The following is a 22,165-nucleotide window of genomic DNA, read 5'->3' as shown; positions in this document are numbered from 1 at the left end:
GAGAAAAAGATACGTCTTTTCTCGCTTTATCAAGGGCTTAGTATCTTATCATAAAGGAGTAAAAACTTGGCAGGACATGAAGTTCGATACGGTAAACACCGTACCCGTCGTAGTTTTTCAAGAATTAAGGAAGTTCTTGATTTACCAAATTTGATTGAAATCCAAACGGATTCGTTCCAAGATTTCTTGGATCATGGTCTGAAGGAAGTCTTTGAAGATGTACTTCCTATTTCAAACTTTACCGACACCATGGAATTGGAATTTGTCGGCTATGAAATCCGTGAGCCTAAATATACGCTGGAAGAAGCCCGCATCCACGATGCCAGCTATTCAGCGCCAATCTTTGTAACTTTCCGTCTGATTAACAAGGAAACTGGTGAAATCAAGACTCAGGAAGTCTTCTTTGGTGATTTCCCAATCATGACTGAAATGGGAACCTTCATCATCAATGGTGGAGAGCGGATTATCGTATCCCAGTTGGTGCGTTCTCCAGGGGTTTACTTTAACGATAAAGTTGATAAAAATGGAAAAGTTGGCTACGGTTCAACGGTTATTCCTAACCGCGGAGCTTGGTTAGAGTTGGAAACAGACTCAAAAGACATTGCCTACACTCGTATTGACCGGACACGGAAGATTCCTTTTACCACTCTGGTGCGTGCGCTTGGTTTCTCAGGAGATGATGAGATCTTGGACATCTTTGGTGACAGCGACTTGGTGCGCAATACCATTGAAAAAGATATCCACAAGAACCCAATGGACTCTCGTACAGATGAAGCCCTGAAAGAAATCTATGAGCGTCTTCGTCCAGGTGAGCCTAAGACGGCTGAAAGTTCTCGTTCCCTTCTTGAAGCGCGTTTCTTTGATCCGCATCGTTATGATTTGGCAGCGGTTGGTCGGTACAAGATTAATAAGAAACTCAGCGTCAAGACACGCTTGCTGAACCAAACCATTGCAGAGCCATTGGTAGATGCTGAAACTGGAGAAATCTTGGTTGAAGCTGGTACAGTTATGACCCGCAGTGTGATTGACAGCATTGCAGAGCAGCTGGACAATGGTTTGAACAAAATCACTTATATTCCAAACGACTCAGCTGTCTTGACAGACCTTGTAGAATTGCAGAAGTTCAAGGTTGTGGCACCAACTGATCCAGACCGCGTTGTGACCATCATCGGTAACGCAAATCCTTCTGACAAGGTACGGATTGTGACACCAGCTGATATCTTGGCTGAGATGAGCTACTTCCTCAACTTGGCTGAAGGCATTGGTCGCGTAGATGATATTGACCACTTGGGGAACCGTCGTATTCGTGCAGTTGGCGAGCTTTTGGCTAACCAAGTTCGACTCGGACTTTCTCGGATGGAGCGTAATGTTCGTGAACGGATGTCTGTTCAGGACAATGAAGTACTAACTCCACAGCAAATCATCAATATCCGTCCTGTGACTGCAGCTATTAAAGAATTCTTTGGTTCTTCACAATTGTCACAGTTCATGGACCAACACAATCCGCTGTCTGAACTTTCTCACAAGCGCCGTCTGTCTGCCTTGGGACCTGGTGGTTTAACACGTGACCGCGCTGGCTATGAAGTGCGTGACGTGCACTATACTCACTACGGTCGTATGTGTCCGATTGAAACGCCTGAAGGACCAAACATCGGTTTGATCAATAACTTGTCTTCTTATGGACACCTTAACAAATACGGATTTATTCAAACACCTTACCGTAAGGTAGACCGTGAAGCTGGCGTAGTAACCAACGAAATCGTTTGGCTGACAGCTGATGAGGAAGATGAATTTATCGTAGCGCAGGCCAACTCTAAGCTTAATGAAAAAGGCGGCTTTGCAGAGCCTATCGTTATGGGACGCCACCAAGGTAATAACCAAGAATTCCCATCAGACCAAGTAGACTACATGGATGTATCGCCTAAGCAGGTAGTTGCCGTAGCGACAGCATGTATTCCTTTCTTGGAAAATGACGACTCCAACCGTGCCCTCATGGGAGCCAACATGCAACGTCAGGCTGTGCCTTTGATTGATCCAAAAGCGCCTTACGTTGGTACTGGTATGGAATACCAAGCTGCCCACGACTCTGGTGCAGCAGTTATTGCCCAGCATGATGGTAAGGTTACCTATGCAGATGCAGACAAGGTTGAAGTCCGCCGTGAAGACGGTTCTCTCGATGTTTACCAAATTCAAAAATTCCGCCGTTCCAACTCAGGAACTGCTTACAACCAACGTACCTTGGTAAAAGTTGGCGATGTCGTTGAAAAAGGCGACTTTATCGCTGACGGACCTTCTATGGAAAATGGAGAAATGGCTCTGGGACAAAACCCAATCGTTGCCTACATGACATGGGAAGGTTACAACTTCGAGGATGCGGTTATCATGAGTGAGCGTCTGGTGAAAGACGATGTCTACACCTCAGTTCACTTGGAAGAATACGAATCAGAAACTCGCGACACCAAGCTTGGTCCTGAAGAAATTACCCGCGAAATTCCAAACGTAGGGGAAGATGCCCTGCGCAATCTGGACGAAATGGGGATTATCCGCATCGGGGCGGAAGTCAAGGAAGGCGACATCCTAGTCGGAAAAGTCACTCCTAAGGGTGAAAAAGACCTTTCTGCTGAAGAACGCCTGCTTCATGCCATCTTTGGTGACAAGTCTCGTGAAGTCCGTGATACCTCTCTGCGTGTGCCACACGGTGCCGACGGAGTGGTTCGTGACGTGAAGATCTTTACCCGTGCTAATGGTGATGAACTGCAATCTGGCGTTAATATGCTGGTTCGCGTCTACATCGCTCAAAAACGTAAGATCAAGGTCGGAGATAAGATGGCCGGTCGTCACGGAAACAAGGGGGTTGTATCCCGTATCGTTCCTGTGGAAGACATGCCTTACTTGCCAGATGGAACACCAGTTGATATCATGCTAAACCCACTCGGGGTACCATCTCGTATGAACATTGGTCAGGTTATGGAGCTTCACCTTGGTATGGCAGCACGTAACTTGGGCATCCATATTGCAACACCAGTCTTTGATGGAGCAAGCTCAGAAGACCTCTGGGATACAGTACGCGAAGCTGGTATGGACAGCGATGCCAAGACTATTCTCTACGACGGACGTACCGGTGAGCCGTTTGACAATCGTGTATCTGTCGGTGTCATGTACATGATTAAGCTCCACCACATGGTAGATGACAAACTCCATGCCCGCTCAGTAGGACCTTACTCAATGGTTACCCAACAGCCGCTCGGAGGTAAAGCTCAGTTTGGTGGACAACGTTTTGGTGAGATGGAAGTTTGGGCCTTGGAAGCTTACGGTGCTTCTAACGTTCTGCAAGAAATCCTGACTTACAAGTCAGATGATGTCAACGGACGTTTGAAGGCTTATGAAGCTATTACCAAAGGGAAACCAATTCCAAAACCAGGTGTGCCAGAATCCTTCCGCGTTCTTGTCAAAGAATTGCAATCTCTTGGTCTGGACATGCGCGTTCTCGATGAAGATGACAATGAAGTAGAACTGCGTGACCTAGACGAAGGTGAAGATGATGACGTGATTCACGTTGATGATCTTGAAAAAGCGCGTGAAAAAGCAGCTCAAGAAGCGAAAGCAGCTTTTGAGGCTGAAGGAAAAGAATAAGAATACACACTGATTAGAAAATGAAGAAAGGTAAGAAATAGTGGTTGATGTAAATCGTTTTAAAAGTATGCAAATCACCCTAGCTTCTCCCAATAAGGTCCGTTCATGGTCTTATGGGGAAGTGAAGAAACCTGAAACAATCAATTACCGAACCCTGAAACCAGAACGCGAAGGTCTTTTTGACGAAGTGATCTTCGGTCCAACAAAGGACTGGGAATGTGCCTGTGGTAAGTACAAACGGATTCGTTACAAAGGAATCGTCTGTGACCGCTGTGGTGTTGAAGTAACTCGTGCTAAGGTTCGCCGTGAGCGCATGGGTCACATCGAACTGAAGGCTCCTGTTTCACATATTTGGTACTTTAAAGGAATTCCAAGCCGCATGGGGCTCACTTTGGATATGAGCCCACGTGCCCTGGAAGAAGTCATTTATTTTGCGGCTTATGTGGTGATTGACCCTAAGGATACACCGCTAGAGCACAAGTCCATCATGACGGAGCGTGAGTATCGTGAGCGTTTACGCGAGTACGGTGCAGGTTCATTTGTAGCCAAAATGGGAGCAGAAGCTATTCAAGACCTCTTAAAACAAGTGGACTTGGAAGCTGAGATTGCTGTCCTCAAAGAAGAATTGAAAACTGCTTCAGGTCAAAAACGGATCAAGGCTGTCCGTCGCTTGGATGTTTTGGACGCCTTCTACAAGTCTGGCAATAAGCCAGAATGGATGGTTCTTAATATCCTGCCGGTTATTCCGCCAGATTTGCGCCCGATGGTTCAGCTGGATGGTGGTCGTTTTGCGGCTTCTGACCTCAATGATCTCTATCGCCGGGTTATCAACCGGAACAACCGTTTGGCTCGTTTGTTGGAACTCAATGCCCCTGGTATCATCGTTCAAAATGAGAAGCGGATGCTTCAAGAAGCGGTTGATGCGTTGATTGACAATGGTCGTCGTGGTCGTCCGATTACAGGACCAGGCAGCCGTCCGCTTAAGTCTCTGAGCCATATGCTGAAAGGGAAACAAGGCCGTTTTCGTCAAAACTTGCTGGGTAAACGGGTTGACTTTTCAGGTCGTTCCGTTATCGCCGTGGGTCCTACATTGAAAATGTATCAATGTGGTGTGCCGCGTGAAATGGCGATTGAGCTCTTCAAGCCGTTTGTGATGCGGGAAATCGTTGCTCGCGATATCGTGCAGAACGTTAAAGCTGCCAAACGCTTGGTAGAGCGTGGAGATGAGCGTATCTGGGATATTTTGGAAGAGGTAATCAAGGAACACCCAGTGCTTCTTAACCGCGCACCGACCCTTCACCGTTTGGGAATCCAGGCCTTTGAGCCAGTTCTGATTGATGGTAAAGCTCTTCGTTTGCATCCGCTGGTCTGTGAAGCCTACAATGCCGACTTTGACGGTGACCAAATGGCTATCCACGTACCGCTTTCAGAGGAAGCGCAAGCTGAAGCTCGTATCCTCATGCTGGCTGCTGAGCACATCTTGAATCCGAAAGACGGTAAGCCAGTTGTAACACCATCTCAGGATATGGTCTTGGGGAACTACTATCTGACCATGGAAGAGGCTGGTCGCGAAGGCGAAGGCATGATTTTCAAGGATATGGATGAGGCGGTGATGGCTCTCCGCAATGGCTATGTTCACTTGCATACTCGTGTTGGTATCGCAACAGACAGTCTTAATAAGCCTTGGACAGAAGACCAGAAGCATAAGATTTTGATTACAACTGTTGGTAAAATCCTTTTTAACGCGATTATGCCAGAGGAGTTGCCTTATCTGCAAGAGCCAACCAATGCTAACTTAACAGAAGGTGTGCCAGCTAAGTATTTCTTGGAGTCAGGACAAAATATCAAGGAAGTCATTGAACAGCTTGAAATCAATGTTCCGTTTAAGAAGAAAAATCTTGGGAATATCATTGCGGAAATCTTTAAACGCTTCCGTACAACAGAAACATCTGCTCTTCTTGACCGCTTGAAGAATCTGGGTTATCATCATTCTACTTTGGCTGGTCTGACAGTGGGTATCGCTGATATCCCAGTTGTCGAAGACAAGGCTGAGATTATTGAAGAATCCCATAAGCGTGTTGAACAAATTACTAAACAATTCCGTCGCGGTATGATTACTGATGACGAACGCTACAATGCAGTTACTGCTGAGTGGCGGGCGGCTCGTGAGAAATTGGAAAAACGTCTGGTTGCCAACCAGGATCCGAAGAACCCTATCGTTATGATGATGGACTCTGGAGCTCGGGGTAACATCTCCAACTTCTCTCAGTTGGCTGGTATGCGTGGTTTGATGGCTGCGCCAAATGGACGTATCATGGAATTGCCAATCTTGTCTAACTTCCGTGAAGGTCTGTCCGTTCTGGAAATGTTCTTCTCTACCCACGGTGCTCGTAAGGGTATGACCGATACGGCCCTTAAGACTGCCGACTCAGGTTACCTGACTCGTCGTCTGGTTGACGTTGCCCAAGATGTGATTATCCGTGAAGACGACTGTGGTACAGACCGCGGCTTGCTCATCACTTCTATCACAGAAGGCAAGGAAATGATCGAGTCTCTGGAAGAGCGTCTCAATGGTCGTTACACTAAGAAAACAGTTAAACACCCAGAAACTGGTGCTGTCATTATTGGTCCAAATGAATTGATCACAGAAGATAAGGCACGTGAAATCGTTAATGCTGGTGTTGAAGAAGTGACAATCCGCTCTGTCTTTACATGTAACACCCGCCACGGTGTCTGCCGTCATTGTTACGGTATCAACTTGGCAACTGGCGATGCGGTTGAAGTTGGTGAAGCAGTCGGAACAATCGCTGCTCAATCCATCGGGGAACCTGGTACACAGCTGACCATGCGTACCTTCCACACGGGTGGTGTTGCCTCCAATACCGATATCACACAAGGTCTTCCTCGTGTCCAAGAAATCTTTGAAGCCCGCAATCCGAAAGGGGAAGCGGTCATCACTGAAGTCAAGGGTGAGGTTACTGCTATCGAAGAAGATGCATCTACTCGTACCAAGAAGGTCTTTGTTAAAGGCCAAACTGGCGAAGGTGAATATGTGGTACCATTTACAGCCCGCATGAAGGTTGAAGTGGGTGACCAAGTTTCTCGTGGTGCTGCCTTGACTGAAGGTTCTATCCAGCCTAAGCACTTGCTGGCTGTTCGGGATGTCTTGTCTGTTGAAACTTACCTGCTTGCTGAAGTACAGAAAGTTTACCGCAGCCAAGGGGTAGAAATCGGCGATAAACACATTGAGGTAATGGTTCGTCAAATGATTCGCAAGGTGCGCGTCATGGATCCAGGAGATACAGATCTTCTTATGGGAACTCTCATGGATATAACCGACTTTACAGATGCTAACCGTGATGTGGTTATCTCAGGCGGTGTGCCTGCGACAGCTCGTCCAGTCCTCATGGGAATTACCAAAGCTTCCCTTGAAACTAACAGCTTCCTGTCTGCAGCTTCCTTCCAGGAAACAACTCGTGTCCTGACAGATGCTGCTATCCGTGGTAAGAAAGACCACCTGCTCGGACTCAAGGAAAATGTTATCATCGGTAAGATTATCCCAGCTGGTACTGGTATGGCCCGCTATCGCAACTTGGAGCCTCAGGCTGTCAATGAAGTTGAAATTATCGACGAAGTGACAGAACTGCCAGGTGGATTTGAAACTGAAGAAAATATTGTTCTTAAATAAAGAACTTTCCCTCCCGATTTTCGGGAGGGATTTTTTGTTGCAGCCGATAATTTCTTGCTCACCACTAAATATTATCCTATAATATACTTAGAAAGTTGTTTTTAAGTTCTCCGTTATGGATAAACAACTATAGAAGAAACACTCGAGATTTTCTATTTTAGTTTTTCTATGATGCGAGACGCCATATTCATTTTTAATCAGGGAGGTAGCTGGTTTTTTGTAGTATGATAGCGCTAGGTTATACTATTTTAAAAATCCTAAAATAGTAGGAGGAGAGGTTTGAAATTTAAAAAAAGAGGAGGTTGGTTTTAATGGTGGTGGTCGAAGTTTGTAGAGAACGATAGCTGGCGTTTATCTAGCTAGCTCATTCATGAAGGGAAGATTTTGAAATATAAAGAATAGAAAACAATTAGATTACAAATAGAATAATATTTTATTACAATGAATAAGGATTAAAAAATATAGGTAAAAAACACAAAATTCTGCATAAAATACGACTTTAAGCCTATAAGTTCTTTCCTTTTTATTTATTTTTTTGAGAAAACCGAAAAATTTCAGCAATTTTAAGTTACAGTTAAGTTAAGAAAATTAAAATAATCTTAAATAAGTTACCAACATGTAAATTACTATTAAGAAAGTATAAAATAATAGTTCATGCTTTGATTATTGAAACGCTTGATGGTAAAATAACTAAGGTTACTTAAAACAAACATTTTTTAGTAAAAAGTTAATATAACAATGTTGATTTTTGGTGAGGAAAAATGAAGAAAATTAAGGTAATGGTTGTTTTTGGAACTCGTCCAGAAGCAATTAAGATGGCTCCACTGGTTATTGAACTGAAGAAGCAGGCAGACTTGTTTGAAACGACAACAGTTGTGACTGCTCAGCATCGTCAGATGCTGGATCAGGTACTTGAAACTTTTAAGATTAAGCCTGATTATGATTTGGATATTATGGGGAAGAATCAAACCCTGACAGATATTACTGTCAAGATCTTGCATAAGCTAGATGATATCTTAAAGGAAAACAAGCCAGATATTATGCTGGTGCACGGTGATACGACAACGACTTTTGCGGCTAGTCTTGCAGCGTTTTATAATCAAGTTCGTATCGGCCACGTAGAAGCTGGGTTGCGGACTTGGAATAAATATTCTCCTTTCCCAGAAGAGATGAATCGTCAGATGACCGACTCTTTGACTGACTTGTATTTTGCGCCAACAGAACAGAGTAAGGCTAACTTGCTCAAGGAAAACCATCCAGCAGAAACAGTTTTTGTGACAGGGAATACAGCTATTGACGCTCTCAAGCTGACCGTCCAGTCTGATTATCATCACGAGGTGCTTGATCGTATTAATCCAGCTCGCAAGATGATTTTGGTGACCATGCATCGCCGGGAAAATCAAGGTGAGCCGATGAGAAGGGTCTTTCGAACTCTACGGCAGATTGTAGATGCCCATGATGATGTGGAAATTGTCTATCCCGTTCACCTGAGCCCAGCGGTTCAGGAAGCGGCTAGAGAAATTCTGAGTGACAATGAGAAAATTCATCTGATTGAGCCTTTAGATGTGTTGGATTTCCATAATATCGCAGCTAAAAGCTACTTTATCATGTCAGACTCAGGCGGAGTGCAGGAAGAAGCGCCTTCCTTAGGTAAGCCTGTACTGGTACTTCGTGATACAACAGAGAGACCAGAAGGAGTTGAGGCCGGCACATTGAAGCTGGTCGGTACAGAAACTCAAGCAGTAGCAGAGGCAATGGAAGCCCTGCTGACAGATGAGTCACTCTATCAGGAAATGGCCCAAGCCAGCAATCCGTATGGTGATGGTAAGGCTTCTGAGCGGATTGCTCAAGCTATTGCCCACTATTTTAAGCAGACGGCTAGGCCAGAAGAATTTAAGACAGGAGTAAAAAATGTTTAGGAAAAAAGGACTAGAAAAATCATTAGCAGTCTTTGTGCTGGCAATTGGACTAATTCTTTTCTACAGTTGGAATTTTGCAGCTAACATATTTTATATTGGAATCGCTCTGATTTTATTAGGTATTTTTAGTGTCTTTGTCCTATCCGATCTCTTGGTGACATGGGCTATGATTCTGGGTGTGGTTATCGCAACTTTAATCTTGCTCTTTGATGTAACCTACCTACCAGATAATCAAGTTCTCTTCTTGCTTTATGTCTTCCCTGTCAGCGCTTGGCTGACCAGTCGAGTGAATTTCTATCTTCACCAGCGCTTGGGATTAGTGCAGGATGACAGTGAAGATGCTGCTGAGGCCTATGAAGAAATGGTTCAGAAAGTAAATCAGAAACAAGCTCCAGCCTTTCAGGCCTTATTGGTCCATTGGGCGCATAATCATCATTTTTATCAAATTCACTCTCGGGAGTACAAGCGGATGCTCAAGAGAATTTTACGACTGCTTAACTGGGACTTCCAGAATGTAGAAACAGTTTACTATGTATCCAATGGTAACTTTCTCGTTCTGGTAGAAGATCTGGATCAGGAAGTCAAGGAATATTTCCAAGAGAAAGTGCGTGACGATTTAACGATGATGCACTTTGAGAATAAGAAAACTGATCAAAAAATTCAGTTTCAGTCTGGCAGTTTAAAACTGAACGCTCAAAATATTGACAAATTCCATAATTTCGATGACGCTTTGAGCAATCTGGAGCGTCAGCTTGAAACCGACATTATCGTAGAATACTAGGAGGTAAACACATGTCTTTAACAGAAGTATTTTTTATCATCTCTATGGTGCTAAGTATCTTTTTTGCTATTAGCTTTTTGGTCCTCTTCATTTATTATCTGGTTATTTACAATCGGGTCAATAAAAATTTTAGGGCGGTGACTCGTCATGATTAGTCAACTTATTATGATTGTCACTCTGTTCTCCATCTGGATGTCTCTGGCTTGGGCTTTGGTTATTCTATGCTCTTCCGTGCATTTCTGGATGAAACGCAGTGACTTCAACGTGGATACCAGCCCATTGGAACATTATCCTATGGTTACAGTCGTTGTCCCAGCCCACAATGAAGATGTGGTTATCGCTCAGACGACTAAGGCCATTCTGGATTTGGACTATCCTCATGACCGAGTGGAAGTTCTGCTCTTTGCGGACAATTGCTCGGATGACACTTATCAAGAAATGCTGAAAGTACAGGCTATGCCTGAGTATGCTGGACGCAATATTACAATTACAGACCGTACAGGTACGGGAGGTAAGGCAGGGGTGCTGAATGATGCCCTGAAGATGGCCAAGGGTGAATATATCTGTGTCTATGATGCGGATGCCATGCCAGAAAAGAATGCTCTTTACTTCCTAGTCAAGAAAGTTTTGGAAGATCCAGAACGCCACGTTGCTTCTTTCGGACGCAACAAGACTCGCAATGCCAACCAGAACTTCCTGACACGTTGTATCAATCAAGAAATCGTTGTAACTCAGCGTGTTTACCACGTAGGTATGTGGCATCTCTTCAAGATTGGGCGGATTCCAGGTACGAACTTCTTGATTAACACGGAGTTTGTTAAGAGTATTGGTGGTTGGAAAAATGGTGCCTTGACAGAGGATACGGAAATTTCCTTTAAGATTATGCAGAGCGGCAAGCTGATTGCTTTGGCTTATAATTCAGAGGCCTTCCAACAAGAGCCAGAAACCCTCAAGTCCTACTACATGCAGCGTAAGCGCTGGGCTAAGGGAAATTACGAGGTAGTTCTTGCCAACTTCAAGCATCTTTTTAGCGGCGGTAACTGGCGCGTGAAACTGGAAGTGTTCAATTATTCTTGTATCTTCTTCTGGTTCAATCTGGCGATTGTCTTATCTGACTTGGTTTTCTTTGCCAATGTAGCGGCAATGATTACCCAGCTCTTTATCCCGGATGTGCGGATTCCTTTCGCTTTTGATGCTCAGAATATCTATATCGTCCAGCTGATGCTCTTTAACTGGCTTCTGATGATTTTGCTTTATCTTTTGCAGATCAATATCGCCCTGGCTTCTCAGTTTGGACAGGCGACCACCAAACAGATTTGGCTGGCCCTTGTGTCCTATTTGACTTACTCTCAGCTCTTTATCGTTGTTTCTTTAGATGCAGTAGGATCTGTTATCTTGGACAAGATTTTGAAGCGGAAAGAAACCAAGTGGGTTAAAACAAAACGATTTGCAGGTTAGGAGAAAGTGTGAAAAGAACAAGATTAAGATTTATTTGGTTTGTGACAATTCTGGCTGTTTTGGCTGGTATCCTGCTGTACACCCGCATGGGCAGTACTCCTAATATCAAAAAGAAGATATACAGCCAATGGTCTAAAGAATATGTCGTAACCAAGGACAAATTGTCTTATATCAGGACGACAAACAGTAATACTGAAGATGTTGTGCTGTCTGAGGCACAGGGTTATGGCATGGTGATTGCTGTGGATGCAGCTAAGCAAGGCGATGCCAGTTCGGCTGATTTTGAAAAGCTCTACCAATATTATCTAGCTCATCGTCTGAAAGATACCCAGCTCATGTCTTGGAAACAGACGATTAAGGATGGTAAGAGCAACCATGAAGACGAAAACAATGCTACAGACGGCGATCTCTACATTGCCTATGCTTTGATTCAGGCTGCTAAACAGTGGCCAGACAAGGCTAAAGAATACCAAGATCAGGCACAGGCTATTCTGAAAGATGTCTTGGCATATAACTATAATGAAAGCAACGGCGTTTTGACAGTTGGGAACTGGGCAAATGCAGAATCGAAATTTTATAATCTCATGCGGACTTCTGATACATTGCCGCAGCAGTTCCAAGCTTTCTATGAGTTGACAAAGGATAAGCAATGGCTGACAATCCGGGATAACATGCTCAGCAAACTTGAAGCAATCAGCGCTGATAATAAGACTGGTTTGATACCAGACTTTATCTGGGTTGAAGGCGACAAAGTTCGGGCAGCTGATGCTGATACAGTTGAGTCTGCAAATGATGGCTATTATTCTTATAATGCCTGCCGACTTCCTTACAACTTGGCTCAAAGCAAGGATGAAAAAAGTCAAAAAATGCTGAAGAAGATGTTGAACTTCTTCCTCAGTCAAGAAAAGATCTATGCGGGCTACACTTTGAAAGGGAAAGCTCTAAATAGTAATCAGGCTGGCAGCTTTACTGCTCCAGTATTCTATGCGGCTAACAACAACATTGAATTCCGCAAATTGGTGCAGCAGAATAAATATCTCTTCATGCAAGGCTTGCCGTCAGATAATTACTATGACGCAGCTGTGACTACAATGATTGCTTTAGAAACTTTATAATGCAGAAACGAGTAAGATGAACATTTTGCTTAAGCTCATGCAGACAATAAGGTGGGACAAAATGATATTTGTCTCACTTTTTTTGAACAAAAAGATTAAGATTTATTTGACAAACCGTTAAAATAGAAAGCCTTTATAAGAACGCAACATTTGTTTCTAAGATTATTAAGATTACTATCCGTGAGGTTAATCTTCATATCATGAAGAGTGATGTGCTTGTCTCCGTTCCAATAAAGTTCTTGTTTTCTGATTTTGAGCAAAATAGTTTTGTTCGTCAAAGAATTCATATATAATATACGGTACAAAGAGAGGACGAGTATGTATTGTGTAATTGAGATGTACGGGGACTATGAACCGTGGTGGTTTCTGGATGGCTGGGAAGAGGATATCGTTGCAAAGAAGCAGTTCGATGATTATTATGAAGCCCTTAAGTATTATAAAAGCCGCTGGCTGCAAATGGAAGAGCAGTCACCTTTGTATAAGAGCCGCAGTGATTTAATGACAATTTTTTGGGATCCGGAGGATCAGCGCTGGTGCGAGGAGTGCGATGAGAATGTTCAGCAGTACCACTCGCTGTTTTTGCTGGAGAATGATTGCCAGATTCCTAAGAGCAAGTACCGGCCAGGCTATACTAAGCAGAACGGTCTTGAAAAGCACCAAGCTTGTTCAGTTAAACTAAAAAACGCTAAGCCTCTTTAAATCGAAAGAATATATTTTGCAAATCTGATAATATAGCAGCAGAAGAGACCTAACTTGTTAGAAGTTAAGTTTCTTCCGCTGTTTTTTCTTTTTCTGGATTTTTTGCGAATAGTAAGGTGAGGAGGATGTATGGTTCAAGAAATTGCAAAAGAAATGATTAGGCAGGCTCGGCAAGAGGGGGCGCAGGATATTTACCTCATTCCTAAGACTACTTGCTATGAGCTTTATATGAGAATCGGTGATGAACGTCGTTTTATAAAGACTTATGATTTCGAGCTTCTGTCAGCTGTTATCAGCCACTTTAAGTTTGTCGCAGGTATGAATGTTGGAGAGAAGCGCCGCAGTCAGCTTGGGTCTTGCGATTATGACTGCGAGGAAGCCAAGCTTTCAATCCGGCTGTCGACAGTTGGGGATTACCGTGGTTTTGAAAGTCTGGTTATCCGACTCCTTCATGACGAAGACAGGGAGCTGCGCTTTTGGTTTGAGCAATTGCCGGAGCTGCGCAAGAAAATTCAGGCTCGCGGCCTCTATCTATTCTCAGGACCAGTCGGCAGCGGCAAGACGACCTTGATGTATCATTTGGCTCAGCTCAAATTTTCTGGCCAGCAGGTTATGTCAATTGAAGATCCGGTTGAAATTAAGCAAGAGGCTATGCTGCAGCTGCAGCTGAACGAAACCATTGGCATGACTTATGACAGTCTGATTAAGCTGTCTCTGCGACATCGGCCGGATCTCTTGATTATCGGGGAAATCCGTGATCGAGAGACAGCTAGGGCAGTGGTTCGGGCAAGTTTGACCGGAGCTACGGTCTTTTCAACGATTCATGCCAAGAGTGTTCGCGGTGTCTATGAGCGGCTTTTGGAATTAGACGTTAGTGAGGACGAGCTAAGAATGGTGCTTCAAGGTGTTTGTTACCAGCGTTTAATTGGGGGAGGAGGTGTCGTTGATTTTGTCAGTCAAAACTATCAAGAGCACGAAGCCGCAGTCTGGAATCAGCAGATTGATCAGCTTTTTGCAGAAGGACATATCAGTGCTGAGCAAAGGCAGACAGAAAAAATTGTCTACGCCTAAGCAGAAAAAGATTATTGAGCTCTTTCATAATCTCTTTAGCAGCGGTTTTCACTTAGCAGAGATTGTAGACTTTCTGAGACGAAGTGCCTTGCTGGAGGAAGTGTATGTCGCAGAAATGCGGGCAGGCTTGTCAGCTGGTCAGTCCTTTTCAGAGATTGTCAGTCGACTGGGATTTTCCGACAGCGTTGTAACCCAGCTTTCCTTATCTGAGCTGCATGGCAATCTGACACTTAGTCTGGGCAAAATTGAGGCCTATCTGGAAAATCTGTCCAAGGTTAAGAAAAAATTGATAGAGGTAGGGACCTATCCTCTCATGCTGCTGGGCTTTTTGGTCCTTATCATGCTGGGATTGCGCAACTATCTTCTGCCTCAATTAGACAGCCAGAATCTAGCTACTCAGCTGATTAATCACCTGCCTCAGATTTTTTTGTGGAGCAGCCTTGCTTGGGCCGCCTTGGTTTCAGTGGCTCTCTTTTATTATCGAAAGTCATCCAAGATTCGTTTTTTCAGCAAACTAGCAGCTCTGCCCTTTTTTGGACATTTGGTACAGGCTTACTTGACCGCTTATTATGCTCGTGAATGGGGAAATATGATTGGTCAGGGCTTGGAACTGAGTCAGATTTTTGCGATTATGCAGGAGCAGCCTTCCCAGCTCTTTAAAGAAATCGGAGAAGACATGTCTGCAGCTTTGCAGGGCGGTCAAGGCTATGCGGACAAGGTGGCAAGCTATCCTTTCTTTAAGAAAGAATTGTCCTTAATGATCGAGTATGGTGAGGTAAAGTCCAAGTTGGGGAGTGAACTGGAAGTCTATGCTGAAAAGACTTGGGAGGAATTTTTCCTACGTATCAACCGAGCCATGAATTTCATTCAGCCCCTAGTATTTATTTTTGTTGCCTTAGTGATTGTTTTACTTTATGCGGCAATGCTCTTGCCCATTTATCAGAATATGGAGGTTCATTTGTAATGAAAAAACTTAATAAATTGAAGGTTCAAGCATTCACCCTTGTGGAAATGCTGATTGTCTTGCTGGTTATCAGCGTACTCTTGCTGCTCTTTGTGCCTAATCTGACCAAGCAAAAAGATGCTGTTTCAGATACAGGAACTGCAGCGGTGGTCAAGGTGGTAGAAAGCCAGGCAGAGCTGTATGAATTGAAGAATACCAATGAAAAGGCTAGCCTGAGCAAGCTAGTCAGCGCAGGAAATATCAGCCAGAAGCAGGCAGATTCATATAAGGCTTACTATGGAAAACACAGTGGCGAAACTCAAGCAGTTGCCAATTAAGGCTTTTACGCTGCTGGAAAGTCTCCTCGTTCTTTTTGTTGTTAGTTTTCTACTACTAGGATTATCTGGCTCGGTCAGGGCTGGCTTCAATCAGGTTCAAGAGCAACTCTTCTTTTTAGAGTTTGAGAGGCTCTACCAGGAGACGCAGAGGCTGAGCTTGGCTGGGCATGAGAAGCTTTCTCTCAAGATTTCAGGACGGCAGATTTCCAATGGCTATCAAGAGCTGGACTTTCCGCAAACTTTGCAGGAACATGAGCAGCAAGTCATTCAGTTTGACCGGGCTGGTGGGAATTCATCACTCAGCAAAATTACTTTTCAGACGGAGGACAGGACAGTTGTTTACCAGCTTTATATGGGGAATGGCAAGTTTAAAAAGACGACAGCTTCAGGCTAGCATTCTGCTGGAAGCTCTGGTTGCCATGGCAGTTTTTGCGGCTATTGCTAGTCTGCTTCTGGGACAGATTAGCCGGTCTCGTAAAGAGCAGCAGATCCTTCTGCAGCAGGAAGAGGTGCTTCGGGTAGCTCGTATGGCCCTGCAAACAGGACAAGAAGAGCTTCATATCAATGGAATTGCAGTGCGTCAGCTTAAGACAGATAAGCAGCTGCTGGTCTATCACGAAGGGGAGGTAGTTATTCGTGTCCAAAAACCTTAAAGTCAAGGCCTTTACTCTCTTGGAGGCTTTAGTAGCCTTGCTGGTTCTCAGTGGCGGTGTGTTAGTCTTTCAGGCCATGACCCAGCTCTTATCTTCAGAACTGCATCAGCAGGAAAACAATCAGCAGCAAGAGTGGCTTTTGTTTACCGACCAACTGGAGACGGAGCTTTCGCGAAGTCAATTTGACAAGGTAGAAGACAATAAAATCTACATCAGACAAGATGGCAGGGACTTGGCCTTGGGTAAATCCAAGGGCGATGATTTCCGTAAAACAGATAAGAGTGGTCGCGGCTACCAGCCCATGATTTATGGTTTAGAAGCAGCTGACGTCCGTCAGGACGGTAAGCTTGTCCATCTTCATTTTCGCTTTGAAAAAGGCTTAGAGAGGGAGTTCGTCTATCGTGTGGAAGAAGAAAGTTGAGGCAGGTATTTTACTGTATGCGCTATTGATGGCCGCTGTCTTTAGCCTGCTCCTGCAGTTTTATCTCAACCGTCAAGTCAGCAGTCAGCGTTTGCAGCTTTTCAACAGGGAAAGGACGGAAGCCTATGCAATGGCAGTTCTGACAAAAGCTACAGCCAAGGATGATAGCGGTGAGATGGAGTTTGAGCAGGGCAAGGCGGTCTACCGTAAGAAAGGGAAGGAACTGGAAATCAGCAGTCAGCTCAGCAGCGGGCATTCCTATTCCTTTACTTTTACCATTTCTAAGAAGGAGGAAGAGAAAGCTAAGGAAGACAAGAAACCAACTGAGAAAAAGGAGAAAGCGGTTTCGGACAAAGCTGGTAAGTCGGACTAATATAACTGTAAAATCTTTGTAATTTTATATATCTTGGAAAGGGGCCTTATTTTTGGTATGATAGGATGAACGGAGGATTCCATGAATTTTGAAAAGATAGAACAAGCTTATACTCTGATTCTCGAAAACGTCCAGAATATCCAAAACACTCTGGCGACCAATTTTTACGATGCTCTGATTGAGCAGAACGGCATTTACCTAGATGGAGATACGGACTTACAAGAAGTTCTGGCCAACGATGAAAAAATCCGCGCTCTGCATTTGACCAAGGAAGAGTGGCGGAGAGCCTATCAGTTTATCCTGATGAAGGCTGCCCAGACGGAGCCCATGCAGGTCAACCATCAGTTCACTCCTGATACAATTGGTTTTCTGATTACTTTCCTGCTGGACCAGCTAGCTCACGGAGAGGAAGCTGATGTATTAGAAATCGGCAGCGGAACCGGAAATTTGGCTGAGACTATTCTCAACCATACTCAAAAGAAGATAGACTATCTGGGTCTGGAGCTAGATGATTTATTAATTGACCTTTCTGCCAGCATTGCAGAGGTTATGAACTCTAAGGCTCACTTTGCTCAGGGTGATGCGGTTCGGCCTCAGGTTCTGAAAGAGAGTGACATCATTATCAGTGATTTACCGGTCGGTTATTATCCGGATGACAGTATCGCCTCTCGCTATGAAGTGGCTAGTCCGGATGAGCACACTTATGCCCACCATCTTCTAATGGAACAGTCGCTCAAATATCTTAAACCGGGAGGCTATGCCATATTTCTGGCGCCGAATGACCTCTTGACCAGCGCTCAAGCTCCTCTGCTGAAAAAATGGCTCCTAGCCAAAGCTCAGTTCATCGCGATGATAACCTTGCCAGAGTCTATTTTCTCAAGCAGCAAGCATGCCAAAACCCTTTTTGTCTTGAGGAAGCAAGAAGCGAATAACATTCAGCCTTTTATCTATCCTCTGCGGGATTTGCAGGATCATGAAGAAATGTTTAAATTCCGTCAAAGTTTTCAAAACTGGTACAAAGATAGTGAAATTCAAACAAAATTTTGATATAATGATTTTGAAAACGCTTAAAGAGGTGAAGAAATGTCGAAAACAATTTCTATTAATGCAGGAAGCTCAAGCTTAAAATGGCAACTCTACTTGATGCCGGAAGAAAAGGTCTTGGCTAAGGGCTTGCTGGAACGGATTGGTCTCAAGGATTCTATTTCAACAGTGAAGTTTGATGGTCGTTCAGAGAAGCAGGTTCTTGATATTGCAGATCACACGCAGGCCGTAAAAATTTTGCTGGACGATTTGAAACGTTTCAATATCATTGAATCTTATGATGAGATTACCGGTGTGGGCCACCGTGTTGTGGCTGGCGGTGAACACTTTAAGGATTCAGCCCTCGTTGATGAAGAAGTGATTCAAAAGGTAGAGGAGTTGTCTCTTCTAGCTCCATTGCATAATCCAGCCAATGCTGCAGGCATCCGTGCTTTTAGAGAAATTCTGCCAGACATTACCAGCGTGGTAGTCTTTGACACCTCTTTCCATACAACTATGCCGGAAAAAGCTTATCGCTATCCGATTCCGACTAAATATTACACTGAAAACAAGGTTCGCAAGTACGGAGCTCACGGTACCAGCCATGAGTATGTGGCCAAGGAAGCTGCTAAAATTTTGGGACGTCCGATTGAAGAACTCAAACTTATTACTTGCCATATCGGTAACGGAGCTTCTATCACAGCAGTTGACAAGGGCGTTTCTGTAGATACATCTATGGGATTCACACCACTTGGCGGTGTCATGATGGGAACACGTACAGGGGATATCGACCCAGCCATCATTCCTTACCTGATGCAATACACAGATGACTTTAATACTCCGGAAGATATTAGCCGCGTTTTGAATCGTGAATCTGGCTTGCTTGGAGTTTCTGAGAAGTCAAGTGATATGCGTGATATTCATGAAGCAATGCGGGCAGGTGATGCCAAGGCTCAATTAGCTAATGACATTTTTGTGGACCGGATTCAAAAATACATTGGTCAGTATCTTGCCGTCTTGAATGGAGCTGATGCTATCATCTTTACCGCAGGAATCGGTGAAAATTCTGTGACCATTCGTGAACTGGTTATTAATGGTATTTCTTGGTTTGGCTGTAACGTAGATCCAGAAAAGAATGTGCGTGGTGCAGAGGGCGTGATTTCCAGTCCTGATGCCAAGGTCAAAGTCTTGGTTATCCCGACTGACGAAGAGTTGGTCATTGCCCGTGATGTTGAACGTTTCAAAAATCAATAAAACAAAAAATCCAAAAGCTCAGTTTGACTGGGCTTTTTGTATGCTTTAAGAAAAAAATTCTTGGTCTTTGGCTTTGGAATAAACTGAGCGATTCTATCTCATAGTCACTATCAGTATTGGCTCACAATACGTGATATATAAAATGTTTGCAGTTAAGAATTGTCTATACAAAATAAGAAAATTGAGCTATACTAGGAAGGAAAAGGAGGAAGATATGAAAGCAATTCTAAAAAAATTAGAGTACATCCTACTGACTCTGTTTGTCTTATTTCTCAGCCAGATACCATTTATATTTATCCGACAGATGACTGTTTCTGAGAAGAATTTTTCAGCTGGACAGACTATCTTTGTGCTGGTTGTATATCTTTTGATTGTCTTTTTTGTTCTGAGAATGGCTAAGCAAGAAGAACTGCTGAGCCTTGACTTTAGCTTTTTCAAATGGTCTTCGTTTGGCTGGTTAGCTGTTTCTAATGTTGTCATGATTGGCGTCAACATGCTGGGAGCAATTATCATGCTGCTGGAAGGTCAGGCCATATCCACTGCCAATCAGGATGCCTTGAACGCTTTATTTCAGCATGTACCCAAGATTTTATTAGTGGTAGGAGCTGTGATTCAGGCCCCTATCTTGGAGGAAGTAGTCTTTCGCGGCTTGATTCCTCAGAAAATTTTTACCAAGCATTATGTTTGGGGATTGGTTGTAGGAGTCATTCTTTTCGGTCTTTTTCATGGTCCGACCAATATCGGCAGTTTTGTTATATATGCAGGTATGGGTGCTGTTTTAGCCGCGGTTGCTTACATATTCAAGCGTTTGGAAATGTCTATTTTAGCGCACATGCTGAGAAATGGAGTTGCAGTACTCATTATGATACTGACAGGTTTGGTGAACAAGTAGAAAAGCAGAGAATATCTGCTTTTTTTGTCATTTGAGGCACAAATTAGGACATTTGAGGGGATTTCTACCAGCTTGCTCTTACTTCTTCTATAATGATAAGAGAAGAATGGAGAGAATATGCTGAAACTAGAGAAAATCATTCAATTGTTACTACTGGCTATGTTGACTCAGACGGGACTGCTGCTCATGCTTCATCCAATGCCTCATCGCTTGGTCTTTAGTCAGGCTAATCTGCTTTTTATGGTGGGCTTGCTGGGGTTGCTTTTTTGTTGTGCCTTTTATTTTTCCAGAGAACTTCAGGAAATCAAAGGTTCTCTTCGTCAGTCAAGCAATTATCGACACTTGCTTTTCTTGTATTTTTTGATGATTTTGGTCAATGCTGCGGGGGTTCTTCTGCTGTGTGGCAAGGAGGCGCAGTCAGGACAGGCGGTGGAGCAGATGCTGACGGAGAGTTTTCTGTCATCTTCTCTTTTGCTTCTGGGGATTGACATCGCCGTTTTATCCCCTGCAGCACCGAAATTTATTGACAGTGACTCCTCTCTTCGCTATCGGAAGAGCTGGGGGATTGCACTAGGTTTGCTCTGCTTTTCCCTTGCGAAAAATCTTCAGGAAACTCTGTGTTTTCTTTCCTATCTGCTTTTGGGACTAGTCTTTGCCCATCTCCTCAGGCCTTATTTTCAGCGTTTGGAGCTGTCTATGCTGGCCCATATTCTCAGAAATATGATTATTCTCAGCCTTTTACCCTTTTGCTTTTAGAAAGTGTTTTGTCAAATAGAAGAATTATGGTAAAATGGTAAATGAAACAAGGGACTAGATAAGGTCTTCTTGTGAAGTCGAGTGCAGTTCATAGGACTGGATGCTGCATCTGCTGAGAGCTTTGCGGTACACTAGATGAGTGTGACTTTTTTGTTGAAGAGCAGGGCAGTCGATAGAAATGAGATGAAAGTCAAATGGTGAATCTAAAAGCAATTGCTCCAGATGGCCGAACGGGTCTCTGTGGCATTATCAATGCGACGCCGGATTCCTTTTCAGATGGTGGGCGCTACAATACGGTTGAGACGGCATTGGCTCAGGCTAGAAAGCTGATTGCTGAGGGAGCTCACATGCTGGATATTGGTGGTGAGTCTACTCGGCCAGGTAGTCATTTTGTGGCTATTCAAGAAGAGATAGAGCGGGTCGTGCCAGTCATTGAAGCTATTCGTCAGGAAAGTGATATTGTGATTTCTGTGGACACTTGGAAGTCTGAAGTGGCTGCAGCGGCATTGGCTGCGGGTGCAGATACCATCAACGATATTACCGGTCTCTTGGGCGATGAAAAGATGGCGGAGACAGCTGCGAAATATGGTGCGCCAGTCATTGTCATGTTTAATCCAGTGATGGCTCGTCCTCAACATGCCAGCTCAAAAGTTTTCCCAGAATTTGGCTTTGGTTCAGCCTTCACAAAGGAAGAGTTATCTCTTTTTGCAGAGCTACCAATTACAGAACTGATGTGGAAGTGTTTTGAGAAATCTTTGAAGGTGGCAGAACATGCCGGCCTTTCGCGTGATAATATCATGCTGGATCCAGGGATTGGTTTCGGTTTGACCAAGCGGGAGAATCTTCTCATTTTGCAGGAGCTGGATAGTCTCCATCAGGCTGGTTTCCCTATTTTTCTTGGGGTTTCTCGTAAACGGTTTCTCGTTAGTATCTTAGAAGAAAACGGCTTTGAGGTCAATCCTGAGACTCAGGATGGCTTCGAAAACCGTGATACAGCTTCAGCCCATCTGACTACCCTTGCGGCCAGCAGAGGCGTTGAAGTTGTCAGAGTGCACGAAGTGGCTAAGCACCGGATGGCTGCTGCCGTTGGCGATGCGATTCGTCTAGCGCAGCAGACAGAAGATCTCAATCTAGGTCAGTATAAGTAA

20 protein-coding genes are annotated in these 22,165 nt (G+C 44.1%); all 20 read left to right on the top strand.

All coding sequences use genetic code 11. The annotated features are described in order from the left end of the window. The first annotated feature begins 66 nt into the window (after positions 1 to 66). The 20 genes from rpoB to folP all read left to right on the top strand — a co-directional run bounded on the left by rpoB (position 67) and on the right by folP (position 22,165). Entirely contained in the window at positions 67 to 3,633 is a 3,567-nt protein-coding gene (gene rpoB / locus RSK81_RS11605; protein ID WP_315686888.1) for a DNA-directed RNA polymerase subunit beta, read from the top strand. Between the two features lie 40 nt (positions 3,634 to 3,673). Then, positions 3,674 to 7,321, top strand: a complete 3,648-nt coding sequence (rpoC, locus tag RSK81_RS11600) for a DNA-directed RNA polymerase subunit beta' (protein ID WP_081107573.1) — start codon at positions 3,674 to 3,676, stop codon at positions 7,319 to 7,321. Positions 7,322 to 8,082: 761 nt separating this feature from the next. Continuing rightward, on the top strand, positions 8,083 to 9,240 hold the full coding sequence (wecB, locus tag RSK81_RS11595; protein ID WP_002923019.1) for a non-hydrolyzing UDP-N-acetylglucosamine 2-epimerase: 1,158 nt from the start codon (positions 8,083 to 8,085) through the stop codon (positions 9,238 to 9,240). After that, positions 9,233 to 10,021, top strand: coding sequence for a hypothetical protein (locus tag RSK81_RS11590; RefSeq protein WP_002896779.1), 789 nt, complete (start codon positions 9,233 to 9,235; stop codon positions 10,019 to 10,021). Before wecB ends, RSK81_RS11590 begins: the two co-directional genes overlap by 8 nt. 11 nt (positions 10,022 to 10,032) lie before the next feature. Beyond that, on the top strand, positions 10,033 to 10,176 hold the full coding sequence (locus RSK81_RS11585; RefSeq protein ID WP_002896778.1) for a hypothetical protein: 144 nt from the start codon (positions 10,033 to 10,035) through the stop codon (positions 10,174 to 10,176). Continuing rightward, a complete protein-coding gene (locus tag RSK81_RS11580) occupies positions 10,169 to 11,479 on the top strand; it encodes a glycosyltransferase family 2 protein (protein ID WP_002901729.1) in 1,311 nt (436 codons plus the stop codon). Before RSK81_RS11585 ends, RSK81_RS11580 begins: the two co-directional genes overlap by 8 nt. 8 nt (positions 11,480 to 11,487) lie before the next feature. Further along, positions 11,488 to 12,594 (top strand): glycosyl hydrolase family 8, encoded by a 1,107-nt coding sequence (locus RSK81_RS11575; RefSeq protein WP_002923025.1) that lies wholly within the window; start codon positions 11,488 to 11,490, stop codon positions 12,592 to 12,594. 318 nt (positions 12,595 to 12,912) lie between these two features. Beyond that, positions 12,913 to 13,293 (top strand): DUF1033 family protein, encoded by a 381-nt coding sequence (locus RSK81_RS11570; protein WP_002901723.1) that lies wholly within the window; start codon positions 12,913 to 12,915, stop codon positions 13,291 to 13,293. A 129-nt stretch (positions 13,294 to 13,422) separates the two neighbouring features. Then, positions 13,423 to 14,364, top strand: coding sequence for a competence type IV pilus ATPase ComGA (gene comGA / locus RSK81_RS11565; protein WP_315686885.1), 942 nt, complete (start codon positions 13,423 to 13,425; stop codon positions 14,362 to 14,364). Beyond that, positions 14,294 to 15,328, top strand: a complete 1,035-nt coding sequence (comGB, locus tag RSK81_RS11560; RefSeq protein ID WP_260469178.1) for a competence type IV pilus assembly protein ComGB — start codon at positions 14,294 to 14,296, stop codon at positions 15,326 to 15,328. Before comGA ends, comGB begins: the two co-directional genes overlap by 71 nt. Then, positions 15,328 to 15,645, top strand: a complete 318-nt coding sequence (gene comGC / locus RSK81_RS11555) for a competence type IV pilus major pilin ComGC (protein WP_002927120.1) — start codon at positions 15,328 to 15,330, stop codon at positions 15,643 to 15,645. Before comGB ends, comGC begins: the two co-directional genes overlap by 1 nt. Beyond that, positions 15,605 to 16,039: a competence type IV pilus minor pilin ComGD gene (comGD, locus tag RSK81_RS11550; protein ID WP_002934686.1), complete on the top strand. Its 435-nt coding sequence runs from the start codon at positions 15,605 to 15,607 to the stop codon at positions 16,037 to 16,039. Before comGC ends, comGD begins: the two co-directional genes overlap by 41 nt. Continuing rightward, the gene (gene comGE / locus RSK81_RS11545) at positions 16,005 to 16,298 is read left to right on the top strand and encodes a competence type IV pilus minor pilin ComGE (RefSeq protein ID WP_002911065.1); all 294 of its coding nucleotides are present in this window, start codon (positions 16,005 to 16,007) and stop codon (positions 16,296 to 16,298) included. The genes comGD and comGE overlap by 35 nt, the downstream gene beginning before the upstream one ends. Next, positions 16,282 to 16,719 carry a competence type IV pilus minor pilin ComGF gene (comGF, locus tag RSK81_RS11540; protein ID WP_002927109.1) on the top strand — a complete coding sequence of 146 codons (438 nt, stop codon included), beginning with the start codon at positions 16,282 to 16,284 and terminating at the stop codon, positions 16,717 to 16,719. The genes comGE and comGF overlap by 17 nt, the downstream gene beginning before the upstream one ends. After that, positions 16,700 to 17,092: a competence type IV pilus minor pilin ComGG gene (gene comGG, locus RSK81_RS11535; protein ID WP_048771947.1), complete on the top strand. Its 393-nt coding sequence runs from the start codon at positions 16,700 to 16,702 to the stop codon at positions 17,090 to 17,092. Before comGF ends, comGG begins: the two co-directional genes overlap by 20 nt. Before the next feature lie 81 nt (positions 17,093 to 17,173). Next, the gene (locus RSK81_RS11530) at positions 17,174 to 18,139 is read left to right on the top strand and encodes a class I SAM-dependent methyltransferase (protein ID WP_314831042.1); all 966 of its coding nucleotides are present in this window, start codon (positions 17,174 to 17,176) and stop codon (positions 18,137 to 18,139) included. A gap of 36 nt (positions 18,140 to 18,175) precedes the next feature. After that, positions 18,176 to 19,369, top strand: a complete 1,194-nt coding sequence (locus RSK81_RS11525) for an acetate kinase (protein WP_002911070.1) — start codon at positions 18,176 to 18,178, stop codon at positions 19,367 to 19,369. A 142-nt stretch (positions 19,370 to 19,511) separates the two neighbouring features. Next, on the top strand, positions 19,512 to 20,261 hold the full coding sequence (locus RSK81_RS11520; protein WP_061595031.1) for a CPBP family intramembrane glutamic endopeptidase: 750 nt from the start codon (positions 19,512 to 19,514) through the stop codon (positions 20,259 to 20,261). A 117-nt stretch (positions 20,262 to 20,378) separates the two neighbouring features. Beyond that, the gene (locus RSK81_RS11515; protein ID WP_061595030.1) at positions 20,379 to 21,017 is read left to right on the top strand and encodes a hypothetical protein; all 639 of its coding nucleotides are present in this window, start codon (positions 20,379 to 20,381) and stop codon (positions 21,015 to 21,017) included. Positions 21,018 to 21,211: 194 nt separating this feature from the next. Further along, complete coding sequence (gene folP, locus RSK81_RS11510; protein WP_315686880.1) at positions 21,212 to 22,165, top strand: dihydropteroate synthase; 954 nt, start codon at positions 21,212 to 21,214, stop codon at positions 22,163 to 22,165.

Source organism: Streptococcus sp. DTU_2020_1000888_1_SI_GRL_NUU_041A (assembly GCF_032387735.1).
Taxonomy (GTDB): domain Bacteria; phylum Bacillota; class Bacilli; order Lactobacillales; family Streptococcaceae; genus Streptococcus; species Streptococcus sanguinis.
The sequence above is the reverse complement of the archived record's forward strand: the minus strand, read 5'-3'. Positions and strand labels throughout refer to the sequence as shown.